Consider the following 17,321-nt stretch of genomic DNA (forward strand, 5'->3'; position numbering starts at 1 on the left):
GAATTCAAGAGAAGGAACGGCAAGATGCAACAAGGATCTGCCTATTTCATCGAAGAAGTCTCGACTGTGGAAGAAACGCACACTTTGTCGGTGCTCGTTGATAACGAGCCCGGCGTGCTGGCGCGTGTTATTGGCCTTTTCTCCGGACGGGGCTATAACATTGACTCGTTGACTGTTTCGGAAACCTCACACGAGGAGCATATCTCCCGTATCACCATCGTGACCACCGCAACGCCTCAGGTCCTGCAACAGATCCGCTCCCAGCTGGGACGGCTCATTCCAGTTCACGAGGTGGCTGATCTGTCGTTGAGTGAAATCAAGCCGTTGGAGCGCGAACTGGCTCTGGTCAAGGTGACCGGCCTTGGCGAACAGCGGGTGGAAGCCTTGCGTCTGGCAGATGCCTTCCGCGCTTCGGTAATCGATGCGACACAGGAGCATTTCGTCTTCGAGCTGACCGGACGGACACAGAAGATTGAGCAATTCATCACCATCATGGAACCGCTCGGCCTTGTCGAGGTGTGCCGGACCGGGGTGATTGCTCTAAGGCGCGGACGGGACAAGACCTGATCCGGGTCGCCGATGAAGCTTTGATCATGGAATGAATGCCAATGAAAACGCGACTGAGTGTCAATGTGAATGCGGTTGCCATGCTGCGCAACCGACGCGACCTGCCATGGCCAAGTGTGACGGGGCTGTCCCGGCTGGCGCTGGAGGCGGGAGTCAAGGGCATCACGGTGCATCCTCGCCCCGATGAGCGCCATATTCGCCGACAGGATGTGCGGGATCTGGCAGAGATGATTAGAGGCGATTTTCCTGCCAAGGAACTGTGTCTTGAAGGCTATCCGGACGAGCGCTTTCTTGCCCTGTGCGAGGAAGCCAAGCCCGATCAGGTGTTGTTCGTGCCCGATGATCCGGCGCAGACGACCTCGGACCATGGCTGGGATTTCGAAGCCAATGACGCTTTGTTGCGTGCTTGTGTTAAGCGGATGAAAAAGGCCGGGATGCGGGTGTCGCTGTTTGTTGACCCGGATCCGGCCCAGCCTGCCAAGGCGGCTGCGGTCGGGGCGGATCGGATCGAGATTTATACCGGGCCTTACGGGGCCTGCTATGACGATCTGGAGCAGGAAAGTGCTCGATTGGAGGAGGTTATTGAAACCGCGGAAGCGGCTCGCAAGGTCGGCCTGTCAGTCAATGCGGGGCATGATCTGACACCGGACAATCTTCCAGCTCTCATTGCAGAGGTGCCCTATATCGAGGAAGTCTCGATCGGTCATGGTTTTGTGGCGGATGCGCTGATCTACGGCTTTGCAGAGAGCGTCAAACGCTTTCAGGTCTCTATGGGAGAGAGATAGGCTCTCATTTCTGCGGCGAAGGCTGATGGCCGAGCCGCAAACACAAAATTCGCGACGCCTTTCGGTGTCGTCTCACATGGTTTGGACTTGACGTGGGCTAACACTTATTTTAGGCCGTGGTTCAAATCTTTCTGTTTCGACCAATTCAGAGGCTGTTCGGGAAACTTTCGAAGCCGACAGCGAGGGAAAAGGAAAATATAATGCGCGTATATTATGATCGCGATGCGGATATCAATCTGATCAAGGGCAAGAATGTTGCCATCGTTGGTTATGGCTCCCAGGGCCACGCCCACGCTCTGAACCTGCGTGACTCCGGCGTTGCCAATCTCGCTATCGCTCTGCGTGAAGGATCTTCCACGCGCAAGAAAGCTGAAGCCGAAGGTCTGAAGTGCATGACCGTTGCTGAAGCATCCGCTTGGGCCGACGTTGTCATGATGCTGACCCCGGATGAGCTGCAGGCTGACATCTATTATGCAGACATGCACAACAACATGAAAGAAGGCGCTCTGCTGCTCTTCGCTCATGGTCTGAATGTTCACTTCAATCTGATCGAGCCACGCGCTGACATCGACGTTGCCATGGTGGCTCCAAAGGGCCCAGGTCATACGGTTCGTGGTGAATATCTGCGCGGCGCTGGTGTGCCGACCCTGATCGCCATTGCTCAGAACGCAACCGGCAATGCCCATGATCTGGCTCTGTCCTATGCATCCGCCAATGGCGGTGGCCGTGCAGGTGTTATCGAAACCACCTTTAAGGAAGAGTGCGAGACCGACCTCTTCGGTGAACAGGCTGTTCTGTGTGGCGGTGCTGTCGAGCTGATGCGTGCCGGTTTTGAAACGCTTGTCGAAGCTGGCTATGCTCCGGAAATGGCCTATTTCGAATGCGTGCACGAAATGAAGCTGATTGTTGACCTGATCTATGAAGGCGGCATCGCGAACATGAACTACTCCATCTCCAACACCGCTGAATATGGCGAATATGTCACCGGCCCACGGGTGATCACGTCGGACACCAAGGCAGAGATGAAGAAAGTTCTGACCGACATTCAGGATGGCACCTTCGTGCGCAACTGGATGCTGGAAAACAAGGTCAACCAGACCTCCTTCAAGGCTGTGCGTGCCCGCAATGATGCCCATCAGGTCGAGGAAGTCGGCGCCAAGTTGCGTGAGATGATGCCTTGGATCAAGGAAAAAGCCATGGTGGACAAGTCGAAAAACTAAGCTTTTTCTGCTGAGACACTTTTGGAAAATCCCGGTCCACGTGGCCGGGATTTTTGATTTGTGCCGTGTTAATGTTTGATTCAAACTTGCTTGGTTTGATTTGTCGGAAATAACCCAAGCTATGGGCTGAGCGTTGGTGAATGATCGTCTTTGTGCCTAAGCTGTAAATTCCCCGTTTTTATGATTGCAGGATCTTGCCATGTCCAAATCTGCACGACGCTATTCTATCCTTGATGTCTTCACTGATGAGGCGTTGGCGGGCAATCCGCTGGCGGTGGTTCTGGACAGCGAAGGCCTGTCGGACGAGCAGATGCTGAAAATCGCCAAAGAGTTCAATCTCTCTGAAACAGTGTTTGTCTGCGCTCCAAGCAATCCGGCGCACAATGCGTCCTTGCGTATCTTCACGCCTCAGCTTGAGTTGCCTTTTGCCGGGCATCCCACGGTGGGCACGGCAGTGCTTCTGGGGCTGGAAAAATGCGCCGAAGTGAAAAAGGAAATGGATTGCATGGTGGTGCTCGAGGAGAAAATCGGGCTGGTGCGCTGTGCTGTCAAAATCGATCCTGATGGCTGCGGGGAGGCGGTGTTTGAACTGCCCAAGGAGGCTGAACCGGTGGCCATGGCGCTTGGTTCGAAAGACGAGATTGCGGCCGCTCTGGGGCTGCATATCGAGGATATTGGCTTCGAAAATCACGTGCCGACGGTTTATTCCGCCGGTGTTCCTTTTGCCATGGTGCCGCTGAAAAACCTTGATGCGGTTCAGCGGGCCAAGCCGGTGATGCCGAGTTGGAACACCGCCTTTGGGTCTCATGCCCACAATGATGCCTTTGTCTACAGCCGGGAGACCGTCAAACATACCTCGAATTTTCATACGCGGATGTTTGCGCCCGGTATGGGGATTGTCGAGGATCCTGCCACCGGGTCGGCTGTTGCGGCCTTCAGCGGCGTCATTCGGAAATTTGACAGACCGATGAAGGGGTCCAACGCCTACATCATAGAGCAGGGCTTCGAGATGGAGCGGCCATCGATCATCCATCTGGAACTGGATGTGGAAGGGGAAGCCATCAAGGCAGCGCGGATCGGCGGCAAGGCCGTGCGGGTTGCATCCGGCGCACTTTATATCTGACCTCAGGGGAGGGATTTGATGGTTGACCGTTTGGCTTTTCTGCATACGGTGGAGAGCAATATAGCGCCTTTTGATGCGGCAGCTGTGGCTGCTGGCTTTGATGTGTCCTGTCATCAGGTGCGCCCGGATTTGTTGGCACGTGCAACGGACGAGGGTGGCGTCAGCCCTGCGCTTGAAGACGATGTTGCTGCTGCCTTGAATAAGGGGCTGGCTGAGGCGGATCTGGTGTTGCTGACCTGCTCGAGCATTGGTGCGGTGGCAGACAAGATGCATTCGTCCGGTCAGGCCGTGTTGCGTACCGATCAGATTCTGGCAGATGCGGTTCTGGCTGATGCGATTGCTTCGTCCAAAGCGACTTCAGTGGCGGTTTTGGTGGTTGCTCCGAGCAGTGTTGACCCGACAACGGCTTTGTTCAAGGCGCGTCAAGGCGTGATGAAGGCTGACAATGTGCCGCTTGACGTCATTCTGGTGCCTAAGGTTTGGGATCATTTTCTGGCGGGCGATATGGATCGATATCTGGCGCGTCTGAATGAGGCTATTGCCTCTTTCCCATCAGACAATCCTACCTATAGCCATATTGCACTGGCACAGGCCTCGATGGCCAAAGCTGCGGACGGTGTCGACTCCGGGCAGGCATCTCTATGGACCATTCCGTCCGCTACAGCGGCCTATCTCTCCAGTCTGACGCAAGATTGATCCGGCTCGGGATGAAGCCATGAAAAAGCCCCGCTCTTCAAGGGAAGCGGGGCTTTTGTTTGTCTGATTGCTTTCCGTTATCCAACTGTTGGATCAGGCTGCCTGAATGTCTTTCAGGAAGGCCTCAATGCGTTGATTGAGCAGGGCGGTCTGTTCTGCCGACGAGCGAGACGCGTTCAGAACGCTGGTGGCGGACTGGTGGGTCTCGGTGACTGACCCATTGACCGAGGCAATCCGTTCGGTCACCAATTGCGTGCCCTGTGAAGCCTGCTGAACATTGCTCGAAATCTCGGAGGTTGCCGAACTCTGCTGCTCGACGGCAACGGCGATGGAATTGGTATATTCATTGACCTGATCCATCGTCGTGGCAATCTTGGCAATCGCAGAGACGGCTTCCTTCGAGGAATTCTGAATGCCGCTGATCTGAGACGAGATTTCCTCGGTTGCCTTGGAGGTCTGGTTGGCCAACTCCTTGACTTCCGCTGCCACAACCGCAAAGCCCTTGCCCATCTCTCCGGCGCGGGCCGCTTCGATGGTGGCGTTGAGCGCCAGCAGGTTGGTCTGTTCGGCAATATCCTGAATGAGGCTGACCACGACGCCGATTTTCTGGGCTGCGGCATCAAGGCTTGAAACCTTGTCGTTGGTCATGCGGGCTTCTTCGGTGGTCTGGTTGACCACGATCTGGGTCTGACCCAGCTGACGGGTGATTTCCTCGATCGATGCAGCCATCTCTTCAGCGGCAGATGCCACGGCCTGCACATTGCTGGCAGCCTCATGGGAAATGCTGGACGCTTCGTTGGTCTGACTGGACGTGCTTTCCGCGATGGATGACAACCGCTCTGCGGTGCCTTCCATGGTTTGGGTGTTTTCGCGGGTCACTTTCAGTGCTGACTGAATGTTGGCGTCGAAATCACCGATCATACGCAGGATGGACTGCTCGCGCTCTGCGCGCGCCTTCTCGTCCTTGCTCTTCTCGGCTTCGAGGGAATGGCGGTGGATGTTGTGCTGGTTGAGCACTTCGATGGCGGCGGCCATATCACCGATTTCGTCCTTGCGATCGCGGAACGGAATATGCGAGGCCTCTTCATCGCGCGCCAGACCAACCAGAATGCCAGTCAGCTTTGGCAATGGTTTCATCATGCGGCTGACGACGACGAAGGCGAAGGCAAGAATGACGGCAGCAACAATCAGGGAGCCAATCAGAAGAGCTGTGGTGATGTCATAGAGCACAGCGTCGACGTTGGCCCGTTCGATGCCGACATAAAGAATACCGATGGCTTTGCCACTGTTATCGAAAATGGGTTGATAGAGCGTGTAGTAGGCTTTGCCCAAAATGATGGCTTCGCCATTGAAGGCCTTGCCGGCCATGATCACCGGATAGACAGCACCCTTCTGACCCAGTGGTGTGCCCACGGCGCGCGCCCCACCATCTTTCTTGATGTTGGTGGTCTTGCGCCAGAAATCGCGGCTTTCTTCATCCCATGCAAAGACCGTTGCGGTTTCACCAGTGACCGAGCCAACCAAATCGATCATGTCATGATTTTCAAAGGTCGGAAGGGCGTCCATGGAAATTCGCGTGATGTCGCCTTTGCTATCACGAGAAATCGATGCACCGGAAACGTTGGATTCGAAAATCTGGGCGGCAGCGCGAATGCTGGCAGCTTGCCGTTCCACAACATCGGATCGGACCTTTCCGTCGATGATAACCCAAGTGACAGTCGCGAGGGAGATCATGGAAACCAGAACGGCTGCCGTGATCATGAAGGTGACCTTTTGGGTCATCCTGAGATTTGCAAGGAGCTGCATGATTGGTGGTCCTTGTGGTCATTGGCTGGTTTGTATTGTCTTCTGGTCGTCAGTGCCCAATTTTTTTGAGCAAATTTGTTTTTATTTTCGAATTATCGTACTAACTAAGAGTTAAGGGAAACTTGCGGGAGAATATTGCCAAGCACTTATAATCAAACATTTTTGCAGAATGCTTGTTGAGAGGTTAATGCGGTTGTTGCACGCGTCCGGGAGGCCTACTTGTGGTTACGGAGGGATTGGATCGCACTGCGCTTGATTGCCATAACCCTCGTTGCATTTTTGTATTGATTGCAGCCCCATATCGCTTTTGGCAGCATTTTCTATTGGAATATTTCAAAATTCATGCTTGTGGTGTTGTTATTGTTCGGTTAGAACTTTGCCATCAGACTATGAATGACCACGATTGGTGGTCGACAGACCGTGAGAGACAATATGACCGCTCAGATGAGCAAAATTGGTCAGACTGCCTTGGTTGAGCTGCAGGCTCCCAGCGCTCTCGCACGTCTTCAGTCCGGTCTCCTCCTAATCTGCCCCTGAACATCGACAGGCGCCGAAACGATCGGCGGCGGATCTTCAGGGGATGACTTTTCAAGCAGCCAGATACTTTCTCGCCGCGTGACCAGTTTTCAGATCTGCATTTCCACTGGGGCGGCCAAATCAGGACGAATTCGATGACTGACAATATTATCATTTTTGACACCACCTTGCGCGATGGCGAACAATCTCCCGGCGCGTCCATGACGCTGGAAGAAAAGTTGCAGGTGGCGCGCATCCTCGACGAGATGGGTGTCGATGTGATCGAGGCGGGTTTTCCAATCGCTTCCAATGGTGATTTTGAAGCCGTATCCGAAATTGCCAAAGCGGTGAAAAATGCCGTGGTCTGCGGCTTGGCGCGTGCCGGGGCCAAGGATATTGATCGAGCAGGGGAGGCGATCAAGCATGCCAAGCGCGGTCGCATTCACACCTTCATTTCCACCAGCCCGCTGCATATGAAATACAAGCTGCAGATGGAGCCGGACCGGGTCTATGAAAAGGTGATCGAATCTGTCACCCGTGCCCGCAACTGGACTGATGACGTGGAATGGTCCTGTGAGGACGGTACCCGGACGGAATTCGATTTCATGTGCCGTTGTGTGGAAGCCGCGATCAATGCGGGCGCTACCACCATCAACATTCCCGACACGGTCGGTTACACCACGCCGGACGAGATCCGGTCGCTGTTCTCGCGGGTGATCGAGACCGTGCCAAATTCCGACAAGGCGATCTTCTCGACCCATAACCACAATGATCTGGGCATGGCTGTTGCCAACTCTCTGGCTGCGGTCAAGGGCGGCGCGCGTCAGATCGAATGCACGATCAATGGGTTGGGCGAACGGGCCGGCAATGCGGCATTGGAAGAGATCGTGATGGCGATCCGTACCCGCAATGACGAATATCCATATGCCAACAATATCAAACCGAAATTCCTGACGCGTGCTTCAAAGCTGGTGTCGGCGGTCTCTGCCTTCCCGGTGCAGTATAACAAGGCGATTGTCGGCAAGAATGCCTTTGCCCATGAGTCCGGCATCCATCAGGACGGCATGCTGAAGAATGCCGAAACCTACGAGATCATGAAGCCGGAAGATGTGGGTGTTGTTGGCACTGATTTGGTGATGGGCAAACATTCCGGCCGCCATGCCTTCAAGAAGAAGCTGGAAGAATTGGGCTATGAGTTGGGCGAGAATGCCTTGCAGGATGCCTTCAACCGCTTCAAGGATTTGGCAGACAAGAAGAAGCATGTTTTCGACGAGGATATCGAGGCTCTGGTCGATACCGAAGTGGCCGGGGCATCCGAGAAGATCAAGGTGATCGCCTTGACCGTTATTGCTGGCACGGGTGGCGTGCAGAAGGCGATTGTGACGCTGGATATCGACGGCAGCCATGTAACCAAGGAAGCAACGGGCGATGGTCCGGTGGATGCCATCTTCAATGCCATCAAACAGATGATCGATCATGAAGGACGGCTGGAATTGTATCAGGTCAGTGCGGTGACCGAGGGAACCGATGCACAGGCTGAAGTGGCGTGCCGTCTGAATGAGAATGGCAATCGCGTGACTGGACGCTCGGCTGATACCGACACGATGGTGTCTTCTGCCAAGGCGTATGTGTCGGCCTTGAACAAGCTGATGACCCGCCGCGAAAAGCAGATTCAGAATGCACAAACAAGTTTGAATTGATCAACAGATCAATCCCATGCGAAAAAGGGCGGGAGACATCCCGCCCTTTTTCTTTCCCGTCAGTTTTTTCATTGGAGACGTGCCGCATGCCCCGCCCCAACGGAACCATTCTTGCCGTCGCTTCCAGTGATCATCATGGTTTTTCCAAAGCCCTCCAAACCGAGATCCGACTGCTTGAGGGATTGGGGGTGGAAGGAGATGCTCACATGGGGGAGACGGTGAAGCATCGCTCGCGGGTGCGGGTTGATCCCACGCAGCCTAACCTCAGGCAGGTGCACCTGATCCATAGCGAGCTGTTTGATGAGGCCGCAGGGAAGGGATTTAGCGTCAAGGCCGGGGATTTGGGGGAGAATATCACCACGTCCGGCATTGACCTTTTGTCTCTGCCAACAGGCACCTTGTTGCGGATTGGTGCGACGGCCGAGGTGACATTGACTGGCTTGCGCAATCCCTGCCAGCAGATCAATGACTGGCAGCCGGGATTGCTGTCGGTGATGCTGGTCAAGGGGGACGATGGAGGCCTTATTCGCAAGGCCGGGGTGATGGGCATTGTCCGTGCGGGTGGTGTGGTCAAGCCCGGTGACAGGATCAGTTTTATCCTGCCGCCCGAACCGCACAAACCGCTTGAACGGGTCTGATGACGATCAGAGGATGATCCTGAGCAGGTGCGAGGGGCAGCTGCGGCAATCCGAGCTGCCAAAGCCCGGCAATGGGTAGGTGATGTTGCCACCTGCCGCCAGAGCAGCCTGCAATTCGCACTCCTTACCATCCGTCCAGCCAATGGCATATTTTGTTTCAGCTCTGGTTGTGATCTGGTCAATGTGCCAGCGCTGGGGCTTGTCGGGACGCAAATGACGGGCCAGACGGGATCGCAGGCCACCCGGCCCATAAGCGCTGCCGGCATAGACATACAGTCCCGGCTCCAGCTCTGCTAAACGCGGCCGGGTGATCGTCAAAGGCTGCTCCAATCGTGCCAGCAGGACATAGATCCCGCCGTCTGTCGGGCAGTTTGCCATATCGCCCAAACCACCGGAAAAGGCTGGGGTTTGCTGTTATTGCAGGGCATTTTTCAAGCTATCAGGAATGTGCATGGCTAACTGGTCTTTTGGACAGATAGAACCCAAAAACAGACTGGGATATATACTTTAGTTTTTTTGAAATTTCCCCTCATATTGATCTGCTTCAAAGTCCGTCCGGTAGGGGGGGCGCACACTCGAAGGGCAGCAATAGGGAGAAGAAGACAATGTTTCACGAAACGCACAAGCTTCGGGAAGAGTTTCCCGAGGATATTGAGAAATTGCAAGCCCTTCTGGTCGAGGACGACGATTTCTTGAGGCTTGCAGCTGAATATTCGAAAGTGAATGACGCGATTATTAGAATCGAGCATGAGGAAAAACATGCTTCTGACTTCCACTTGGAGGACTTGAAAAAAACACGCCTTACGCTTCTGGATCAGGTTTCTGCGCGATTGCAACAATAATAGAATGCGAAAAGGGAGGCCTCGCGTGGGAGGACGGTTTGTCGTTGAGCCGCTCGGACCGATTTACTGCAAAACAGGCGCGATGGCCCCCTGACTTTTCGATGTGAATGCCAACCCTGAGAGGATGCTCGGGGCGGGGGAGTTTGACCTTGTTTTCAGGTTGCCTCTTGTTCGGGTTGGATGGATCGTGCGAGCCGGACAGTGTCCGGCATTTTTGTGTCAGCTGGGACTTTCATTTTTCATTTCAGGCTGACAGGTTCGGGGCGCTTTCGTTTCAGGCTGGCTTCCCGGCGCATGATGTAGAAGGTGGAGAGGAAGATGATGGCCGCACCCAGCCATGTGTAGGAATCTGGCCATTCATTGAAAACCAGCCAACCGATCAGGGCGGACAGGATCAGCCGGAAATAGTCAAAGGGGGCAAGGAAGGTCGCTTCGGTCAGCTTGAACGCATTGACCATCGTCCATTGGGCAAAGCTGGTCAGGATTCCAACCATGATCAGGATGCCCCATTCTGCCCATGTCGGGGTCACCCAGTTCCAATAGGCGATCGGAGCCATGGCAAGACCGATCAGAATGGCCTGCCAGGTCACCATCAGGACCGGTGAGTCTGCGCGGGCCTGAATGCGGACAATGATCTGGCCGATGCCAATGCCTGCCGCCGAAATGACTGCCAGCAGGATATTGACGTCGATGCCTGAAAGGCCCTGACTGACCAGATCCAGCGGGCGGGCAATGATCAGAATGCCCAGAAAGCCGATCAGCAGAGCGCCGATCCGGCGCGGACCGACTGTTTCCTTGAGGATCAAAACGGCAAAGACGGTGATGAAGAAGGTGCGGCTGAAGCTCAGGGTCGTTGCGGTGGCAAGCGGCAGGTTGATGATTGCTGTGAAGCCGCACAGGATCGAGAAAAAGGCAATCGAACTGCGCAGCATTAGCAAGCCCGGCCGATGGAGCATCCAGCTGTGAAGGCGGGCCTGTCGGACCGCAGGCACCAGCGCGAGGACCATGAAGATTTGTCTCAGGGCAATAATCTCAGCAACATGCATCCGCTGACCGAGTTGCTTGATCATCGCAACGCAGATGGCGAAGCATATCATGGAAACAAATAGCATCAGCAGAGCTCTGACCGGGTCCGAGCTGGCGTTGAAACGCCGGATCATATCTTGCGTATGGGGCATAGGGGGCCGAGTTTTTGCGTTGATGACGCGCGCCTGACTCACGACTTTGTCAGAAGTCTGAGAAGGATATCAAATGCGGGGGATCGTCGGTGTCGGTTGCGCGCCGAACTGGGAATGGCTTGAATCTATCAGGTCCGGAATGGAAAAGCAAAAGGCTATAGGGATTTGTCTTTACAGACACCGTGGGGCAAGGCGTGGGTATGGCCTGAATGGATGGCCGATTTTTTGCCTTGATTTCCGCAAGCAAAAGCGAGAGGTTGTATGTCCCTTCATTGGCGATGGTGTTGATACGGCATTCCATTGCGTCTTGACCATTTCATAAACTGGCCTTTGTGAACCAACAGGATCGCTTTGCGCGTGTTGGTAGGATGTATTCATGACTTCGCTTGTTGGTATCGGATTAAAGCTTTTGGCGACAATGCTGTTCGCGGTGATGATCGCCATTGTCAAACATGCTGCGACGGTGGTTCCCACCGGAGAGATCGTCTTTGCCAGAAGCTTTTTTGCATTGATCCCGCTGGCGGTGATGGCGGTTATGCAGGGGGATTGGCGTGATTGTATTCGCACCGCCAATCCGTGGATGCATGTGCGTCGGTCGGTGATCGGTGCCTCGGCGATGTTCACCTGGTTCACAGCTATCAGCATGTTGCCACTGCCCGAAGCCACGGCGATATCCTTTCTGACGCCATTGATGATTGTGGCGCTGGCGGCGATTGTCCTGAAGGAAGATGTCGGGATCTATCGCTGGAGTGCGGTGGGTGTCGGGTTTGTCGGGGTGCTGGTTATTCTGTATCCGCGGCTGGGGCAACCGATTGGTGAGACCGGCATGCTGGGAGCAATGCTGGCGGCGATCTCCACGGTCTTCATGGCCTTTGCCGCGATCCTCGTGCGCAAGATGACAAAGACCGAGAAGAATGCGGCGATCATGTTCTATTTCTTCGTCACCGCCTCGGCCTTTTCGTTGATCAGTCTCTATTGGGGATGGGTCTTGCCGGATTGGCAGACCATTCTCCTGCTCGTCTTTGCAGGGCTGCTGGGTGGCGTGGCGCAAATCCTGACCACGCAGGCGTTCCGTTTGACGGAAGCCTCGCTGTTGGCGTCGTTCGACTATATCAATATGGTCTGGGCGGTTCTGATGGGCATTTTGCTGTTTGATGAATATCCCTCAAACACCGTTCTGCTCGGCGGTACTATCGTGATTTTGGCCGGTTTGTTCGTGGTTGAACGCGAGAGGCGACTGGGTGTCGCCCGCAAGGCCGAAAATCGCAGCAAGGCGCTTTAGTAGACCGGGTGGATCGGTATCAGGCTATCGGGAAGAATCTAGACTTACGTAAAGGTAAGACTTTGTTTCTGGTGAAACAGATGTGACGATTTTGGTCGCTTGGTAAAGTTATCCCCGATTTTTCACAAAAAGTTAAGCTTTTCAGTGACGTAAGGGTATCTCCTTAGGGAAGGCGGTTCCGCGCAGGGCATTGGATGCAACTTGGCGCTTTGTAAGTGCATGATAGTTTTCATGAAATTTCAGCTCATTTTTGGACAGTGCTGTCATTCAAAGAACGGGTGTTAGTTTTTTGCCGGATCGGAATGTCCATTTCCCTGACAATTTGCCGCATTCCGCCGCGCAGGGCCTTTCGAGGGGCTTGATTTGGGGAATTTGCCTGTGTGACATTTCACCAAAATGCCACAATTGGCAGAAGAACACATATGGGTGATGGAGGAATTCGTGTCTCAGCAAAAGTATAAAAAGCTTCTCAGAAGCACTGTTGCGTCTGTTGCGCTGGTTGGCGCAGTTGCTTCTGTATCGACAACCAGCGCTGAAGCCGGCGGCTTCGCTCTGCGCGAGCAGAGTGCTATCGGGCAAGGGGCGTCCTTCGCCGGTATCGCGGCGGGTGGCGGCCTGTCTTCGATGTTCTGGAACCCGGCCACCCTGACGCAGGTTGGCGGCATGAGCACCGAAAGCGTTGCCAGCTTCGTCATCCCACGCACCGACGTGAATTTGACTTCGGGTACTCCTACAACCGCCGATCCGGGCGATGTTGGTCTGGATGCGCTTGTGCCTGCTTCCTACATGGGGGCGCAATTGACTGAAGATCTGTTTGTTGGCCTCAGCGTTAACGCGCCTTACGGCATGGCAACCAAAGCCCGGAACCCATCAGGATCTTCCTTCCATGCCGCGACGTCCAAGATCTTCACCATGGACGCCAAGGTGAATATTGCTTACCGCATCAACGATGCGTTCAGCGTTGGTGTTGGCATCGGTGCCATGTATACCGATGTGCGTATGACTGCGGCTCGTCCGGGTTTTTTCTCCTCTGAACTCAAAGGTGATGATTGGGCACCAACTTTCAGTGCTGGTGTGACCATTAAGCCGACTGACAGCACAACCATTGGTATCGGCTATCGTCATAAAACAAAACTTGTGCTGTCGGGGACAGAGTTCCTTACTTTGACCACGCCAAATACGAATCCCATTACAGCTAATTTGACTTTGCCTTCGACGGTCACTGTGGGTTTGCGGCAGGAAATCTCGGATCGCTTTGCTTTCCTCGCTGGCTTTGAATATACCCGCTGGAGCGAGCTCAAGGATCCGATTTCGATCAATGGGAGCGTTGTCGGGACCTCTTTGCTGTTCGGCTATAAGGATGGCTGGTATGCGTCTGTTGGCGGTGAGTATAAGCATAATGAAAATCTGACCCTGCGTGGTGGTCTTGGTTGGGAGAAATCTCCTATTCCAGACAATCACCGCAACCTGCGTCTGCCGGATGCGGATCGTCTGTGGGCCAGCCTTGGTGCGTCCTACAATGTCAGCGACAAATTCTCGGTTGATGTTGGATATAGCCATCTCTTCATCAAGGATGATGTAAAGGTAAGTGGTAGCAACGCTTTTGGTGCCTACACCGGCACCGCGGATTCCGCTGCCGATATCGTCAGTGTCGCCATGCGGTACAAGTGGAAACCGGACCCACTGTTCGCCAATGACGATCCAATCGATCGTAAATACTGATCTTTGCTTTCATGCGATTTTGACTGTGTAGAGGAGGGCCATTCGGCCCTCCTTTTGTTTATGTCTGCAAGCGTATGGGTGGCTTTTTCCTTCATTGTCACAAAAGTGAGACAGGCTGTTCTTAAAAGGTGGCGCATCTCTTAACGCGACAGTGAATCAGAGCAGACCCATGACGCAGTCGAACGATGAAGGACAATACAAACACCGGACCATGTTCCTCTCCGATGTTCACTTGGGCTCCCGCGGCTGTCAGGCAGACATGTTGCTGGACTTCCTCAAATATCACGATGCGGACACGATCTATCTGGTCGGGGATATCGTGGATGGCTGGCGTCTGCAAAGCCGCTGGTATTGGCCGCAGGCGCACAATGATGTGGTGCAGAAGCTGTTGCGCAAGGCGCGCAAGGGTGCTCGGATCATTTATGTTCCCGGCAATCACGATGAGTTTCTGCGCAGCTATTACGGCGCCCATTTCGGTGGTGTCGAAGTGCTTGAACATGACATTCACGAGACCGCCGATGGCAAGCGCATGCTGGTGATCCACGGCGATCAATATGACATGGTGGTCCGTCATGCCAAATGGCTCGCCCATTTCGGTGACTGGGCCTATTCCTTCGCACTGGCGCTCAATACCGTCTTCAATTTTGTGCGTCGCAAGCTGGGCTTTCGCTACTGGTCCTTGTCGGCCTGGGCGAAGATGAAAGTGAAAAATGCGGTCAACTTCATTGGCACCTTTGAGGAGACCCTCTGTCAGGAAGCCAGAAAGTTCGACGTGGACGGCGTCATTTGCGGTCACATCCACCATGCGGAGATGCATGATAAGTTCGGCATCACCTACTACAATACCGGGGACTGGGTGGAGAGCTGCACGGCAATCGTCGAGCATGAGGATGGTCGGTTCGAGCTGATCCGCTGGAGTGAGGAAAGCGGCGTTGCGCCGGTTTCCGTGACGGTCCAACCATCGCAGGCGATGGCCTGACATTTCACCACGCATATCAGAACAACCGGGACAGGTGTTTCGATGAAGGTTCTTGTCGCAACCGATGCATGGCATCCGCAGGTCAATGGGGTCGTCCGTACCCTGAGCACAGTCGGTGCCTTGGCCGCCGAGCGTGGCATTGTGTTTGATTTTGTCAGCCCAAACGACTTTCGAACAATTCCGTTGCCGAGCTATCCCGAAATACCTCTTGCCCTACCGAGCAAACGGATCATCCGTGACAGGATCGCTGCCTTCAAGCCCGATGCGATCCATGTTGCGACGGAGGGCAGTATCGGCTTTTTTGCCCGCTCGGTTTGCATTGAGCAGGGGCTGCCCTTCACCACCAGCTATACCACCAAATTTCCCGAATATATCGCCAAGCGTTTCCGTGTTCCGGTCTCCTGGAGTTATACTGTGCTGCGGCGCTTTCACAATCGCGGGGAACGGGTGATGGTGGCGACCAAGTCGCTGGAGTTGGAGTTGCAGACCCGAGGGTTCGAGAATCTGGTTCGCTGGGGGCGCGGTGTCGATACCGAGTTGTTCACGCCAGAGGATCCGGTGGCGCTCGATTTGCCAAGGCCGATTTTTATGAGCATGGGCCGGGTTGCGATCGAGAAGAATCTCGAGGCATTTCTGTCGCTCGATCTGCCCGGTAGCAAGGTCGTGATTGGCAAGGGGCCGGACAAGGCGTTTTTGGAAAAGAAGTATCCCGACGCGCATTTTCTGGGCGAGAAGGTTGGCAAGGAGTTGGCACGCCATCTGGCTGCTGCTGACGTGTTCGTCTTCCCAAGCAAGACCGACACATTTGGCAACACCCAGCAAGAGGCGCTTGCCTGCGGTGTTCCGGTTGCTGCCTTTCCCGTCACAGGACCGCTTGACCTGTTGGAGGATAGTGGCGTTGGGGCTCTTCATGAGGATTTGCAGCAGGCCTGTCTTGCGGCTCTGGAAATCGACAAGTCTGGCTGTCGCGCCTTTGCGCTTGAGCGGACATGGGACAAGAGCCTGAATCAGTTCCTCGACAATCTGGCACCGCTGGCCAAGTTTGTTGGCAGACCTTCATGACGCAATCGAGGATGACCATGCGTGCAAGTGTCGAGGCTGATCGTGCCTCCCTGTTCAAAAGCGAAAATGCCATCAAGGTTTGCCTGTTCGTGATCGACGCGGGCGCCGGGCATCGAGCGACGGCGAATGCCATACGGGAATATCTGCCGGAGGATCAAGATGTCGAGCTGGTCTTCGCCAATCCCTACAAGGATGTTCTGTCCCGTGGCAGCTGGTTTGAGCGCATTGTCGCGAACCATAGTGAAGCGCACTATAATTTTCTTTTGAAGCATTCGCGCCTGCCGCAATTTGCCTGGCGTGTCATGTCGTGGTTGCCTCTGGTTTTCCGCACCATTCGTGGCAAGGCAATCTCCCGACTGTTTCAGGCTTTTTATGCGGAAGCCAAACCGGATCTGGTGATCTGTGTGTTGCCGTTCATCGGCATCGATGTGATCGAGGAAGCAGAGCGGGCTGGGTTGCCCAACATGATGGTGGTGACAGATCATTCCGAGACCTATCGCAACAGCTGGATTCCGGCCTCAGGCACGCATCTGGTGGCGTTTTCTGAGCGTGGCTATCATCAGGGCAAGGATAGGGCCATCACCCATGTGACGCGGATCAGTGGCCCGGTTTTGCGGCGCGCCTTTTTCCGTCGGTCGCCGGACCATGCCGCAGCCTTGAAGCGACGGCTGGGCTTGTTCCCCGATGCCAAAACGGTTCTGGTTTTCTACGGTGGCAATGGGTCTCCGAAAATGATCAGAATTGCGCAGGCGCTGGAGCAGCTTTCAGAGCCGTTGAACGTCATTTTCGTCTGTGGTCACAACAAGGCTTTGAAGCAGGAGCTGGCTGCGGTTGAAATGGGCTATCAGAAGCGTGTCTTCGGCTTTGTGCGCAACATAGGTTTGCTGATGGAGCTGTCCGACGTGATGATCGGCAAGCCGGGGCCAGGATCGGCTTTCGAGGCTGTGGCAAAGGGTGTGCGCACGGTCTTGGAAGTCAATGCCGGAACCATGCCGCATGAGCTCGACAATGCCCGAATGATTGCCGAGGAATTTGATGGCGCGTCTTTTTGCAAGGAAGCGGATATGCTTTCGGCCATTGATGCTGCCCCGCGCCGCCAGCAACATGAAGCCGGGAGTGAGCCTCCGTTTCGCAGCGATCTGGAATTTTCCAAGGTCTTCAACAAATTTCTGGATGAGGCCAAGGGCTGACAGTAGCGGTCAAGG

At 54.7% G+C, this 17,321-nt stretch carries 16 protein-coding genes; 13 read left to right on the forward strand and 3 right to left on the reverse strand.

The genetic code is table 11. The features are described 5' to 3' along the window. Positions 1–24: 24 nt before the first annotated feature. From ilvN to FDK21_RS02110, 5 genes are all read left to right on the forward strand, one after another. Positions 25–567, forward strand: coding sequence for an acetolactate synthase small subunit (gene ilvN, locus FDK21_RS02090; protein ID WP_114009413.1), 543 nt, complete (start codon positions 25–27; stop codon positions 565–567). Positions 568–602: 35 nt separating this feature from the next. Next, the gene (locus FDK21_RS02095; RefSeq protein ID WP_138147339.1) at positions 603–1,352 is read left to right on the forward strand and encodes a pyridoxine 5'-phosphate synthase; all 750 of its coding nucleotides are present in this window, start codon (positions 603–605) and stop codon (positions 1,350–1,352) included. Positions 1,353–1,552: 200 nt separating this feature from the next. After that, positions 1,553–2,572, forward strand: a complete 1,020-nt coding sequence (gene ilvC, locus FDK21_RS02100; RefSeq protein WP_114009411.1) for a ketol-acid reductoisomerase — start codon at positions 1,553–1,555, stop codon at positions 2,570–2,572. 199 nt (positions 2,573–2,771) lie between these two features. Beyond that, positions 2,772–3,695, forward strand: coding sequence for a PhzF family phenazine biosynthesis protein (locus FDK21_RS02105; RefSeq protein WP_138147340.1), 924 nt, complete (start codon positions 2,772–2,774; stop codon positions 3,693–3,695). 18 nt (positions 3,696–3,713) lie between these two features. Continuing rightward, positions 3,714–4,391, forward strand: a complete 678-nt coding sequence (locus tag FDK21_RS02110) for a hypothetical protein (RefSeq protein WP_138147341.1) — start codon at positions 3,714–3,716, stop codon at positions 4,389–4,391. Positions 4,392–4,484: 93 nt separating this feature from the next. Here the strand turns inward: FDK21_RS02110 and FDK21_RS02115 are convergent, their stop codons facing one another. Continuing rightward, positions 4,485–6,197 (reverse strand): Cache 3/Cache 2 fusion domain-containing protein, encoded by a 1,713-nt coding sequence (locus FDK21_RS02115; protein WP_114009408.1) that lies wholly within the window; start codon positions 6,195–6,197, stop codon positions 4,485–4,487. 671 nt (positions 6,198–6,868) lie between these two features. On the opposite strand from FDK21_RS02115, the gene FDK21_RS02120 reads away from it, so the two are divergent. Together FDK21_RS02120 and FDK21_RS02125 are read left to right on the forward strand one after the other, a co-directional pair. After that, positions 6,869–8,413, forward strand: coding sequence for a 2-isopropylmalate synthase (locus FDK21_RS02120; RefSeq protein WP_138147342.1), 1,545 nt, complete (start codon positions 6,869–6,871; stop codon positions 8,411–8,413). 86 nt (positions 8,414–8,499) lie between these two features. Next, complete coding sequence (locus tag FDK21_RS02125; protein WP_138147343.1) at positions 8,500–9,051, forward strand: MOSC domain-containing protein; 552 nt, start codon at positions 8,500–8,502, stop codon at positions 9,049–9,051. Positions 9,052–9,057: 6 nt separating this feature from the next. Here FDK21_RS02125 and FDK21_RS02130 read toward each other — a convergent pair whose 3' ends face one another. After that, a complete protein-coding gene (locus tag FDK21_RS02130; protein ID WP_138147344.1) occupies positions 9,058–9,429 on the reverse strand; it encodes a GIY-YIG nuclease family protein in 372 nt (123 codons plus the stop codon). 227 nt (positions 9,430–9,656) lie between these two features. Between FDK21_RS02130 and FDK21_RS02135 the strand changes: the two genes are divergently transcribed. Then, positions 9,657–9,893 (forward strand): DUF465 domain-containing protein, encoded by a 237-nt coding sequence (locus FDK21_RS02135; protein ID WP_138147345.1) that lies wholly within the window; start codon positions 9,657–9,659, stop codon positions 9,891–9,893. A gap of 239 nt (positions 9,894–10,132) precedes the next feature. On the opposite strand, the gene FDK21_RS02140 is transcribed toward FDK21_RS02135, so the two are convergent. Next, positions 10,133–11,005, reverse strand: coding sequence for a DMT family transporter (locus tag FDK21_RS02140; protein WP_171021910.1), 873 nt, complete (start codon positions 11,003–11,005; stop codon positions 10,133–10,135). A 442-nt stretch (positions 11,006–11,447) separates the two neighbouring features. Between FDK21_RS02140 and FDK21_RS02145 the strand changes: the two genes are divergently transcribed. The 5 genes from FDK21_RS02145 to FDK21_RS02165 all read left to right on the forward strand — a co-directional run bounded on the left by FDK21_RS02145 (position 11,448) and on the right by FDK21_RS02165 (position 17,306). Next, the gene (locus FDK21_RS02145) at positions 11,448–12,353 is read left to right on the forward strand and encodes a DMT family transporter (RefSeq protein WP_114009402.1); all 906 of its coding nucleotides are present in this window, start codon (positions 11,448–11,450) and stop codon (positions 12,351–12,353) included. 441 nt (positions 12,354–12,794) lie between these two features. Then, on the forward strand, positions 12,795–14,075 hold the full coding sequence (locus tag FDK21_RS02150) for an outer membrane protein transport protein (protein WP_171021911.1): 1,281 nt from the start codon (positions 12,795–12,797) through the stop codon (positions 14,073–14,075). 169 nt (positions 14,076–14,244) lie between these two features. After that, entirely contained in the window at positions 14,245–15,054 is an 810-nt protein-coding gene (locus tag FDK21_RS02155; RefSeq protein ID WP_245418413.1) for a UDP-2,3-diacylglucosamine diphosphatase, read from the forward strand. Positions 15,055–15,096: 42 nt separating this feature from the next. Beyond that, positions 15,097–16,116 carry a glycosyltransferase family 1 protein gene (locus FDK21_RS02160; protein WP_138147347.1) on the forward strand — a complete coding sequence of 340 codons (1,020 nt, stop codon included), beginning with the start codon at positions 15,097–15,099 and terminating at the stop codon, positions 16,114–16,116. Continuing rightward, complete coding sequence (locus tag FDK21_RS02165; protein ID WP_171021912.1) at positions 16,113–17,306, forward strand: glycosyltransferase; 1,194 nt, start codon at positions 16,113–16,115, stop codon at positions 17,304–17,306. Before FDK21_RS02160 ends, FDK21_RS02165 begins: the two co-directional genes overlap by 4 nt. The last annotated feature ends 15 nt before the right edge of the window (positions 17,307–17,321 follow it).

The organism is Cohaesibacter sp. CAU 1516 (assembly GCF_005771485.1).
In the GTDB taxonomy this organism is placed as follows: Bacteria; Pseudomonadota; Alphaproteobacteria; order Rhizobiales; family Cohaesibacteraceae; genus Cohaesibacter; species Cohaesibacter intestini.

Excerpts from the sequence above, each read along its gene's own strand:
- ilvN (WP_114009413.1), top strand. The coding sequence starts at position 25 with ATGCAACAAGGATCTGCCTATTTCATCGAAGAAGTCTCGACTGTGGAA.
- FDK21_RS02095 (WP_138147339.1), top strand. The coding sequence starts at position 603 with ATGCCAATGAAAACGCGACTGAGTGTCAATGTGAATGCGGTTGCCATG.
- ilvC (WP_114009411.1), top strand. The coding sequence starts at position 1,553 with ATGCGCGTATATTATGATCGCGATGCGGATATCAATCTGATCAAGGGC.
- FDK21_RS02105 (WP_138147340.1), top strand. The coding sequence starts at position 2,772 with ATGTCCAAATCTGCACGACGCTATTCTATCCTTGATGTCTTCACTGAT.
- FDK21_RS02110 (WP_138147341.1), top strand. The coding sequence starts at position 3,714 with ATGGTTGACCGTTTGGCTTTTCTGCATACGGTGGAGAGCAATATAGCG.
- FDK21_RS02115 (WP_114009408.1), bottom strand. The coding sequence starts at position 6,197 with ATGCAGCTCCTTGCAAATCTCAGGATGACCCAAAAGGTCACCTTCATG.
- FDK21_RS02120 (WP_138147342.1), top strand. The coding sequence starts at position 6,869 with ATGACTGACAATATTATCATTTTTGACACCACCTTGCGCGATGGCGAA.
- FDK21_RS02125 (WP_138147343.1), top strand. The coding sequence starts at position 8,500 with ATGCCCCGCCCCAACGGAACCATTCTTGCCGTCGCTTCCAGTGATCAT.
- FDK21_RS02130 (WP_138147344.1), bottom strand. The coding sequence starts at position 9,429 with ATGGCAAACTGCCCGACAGACGGCGGGATCTATGTCCTGCTGGCACGA.
- FDK21_RS02135 (WP_138147345.1), top strand. The coding sequence starts at position 9,657 with ATGTTTCACGAAACGCACAAGCTTCGGGAAGAGTTTCCCGAGGATATT.
- FDK21_RS02140 (WP_171021910.1), bottom strand. The coding sequence starts at position 11,005 with ATGCTATTTGTTTCCATGATATGCTTCGCCATCTGCGTTGCGATGATC.
- FDK21_RS02145 (WP_114009402.1), top strand. The coding sequence starts at position 11,448 with ATGACTTCGCTTGTTGGTATCGGATTAAAGCTTTTGGCGACAATGCTG.
- FDK21_RS02155 (WP_245418413.1), top strand. The coding sequence starts at position 14,245 with ATGACGCAGTCGAACGATGAAGGACAATACAAACACCGGACCATGTTC.
- FDK21_RS02160 (WP_138147347.1), top strand. The coding sequence starts at position 15,097 with ATGAAGGTTCTTGTCGCAACCGATGCATGGCATCCGCAGGTCAATGGG.
- FDK21_RS02165 (WP_171021912.1), top strand. The coding sequence starts at position 16,113 with ATGACGCAATCGAGGATGACCATGCGTGCAAGTGTCGAGGCTGATCGT.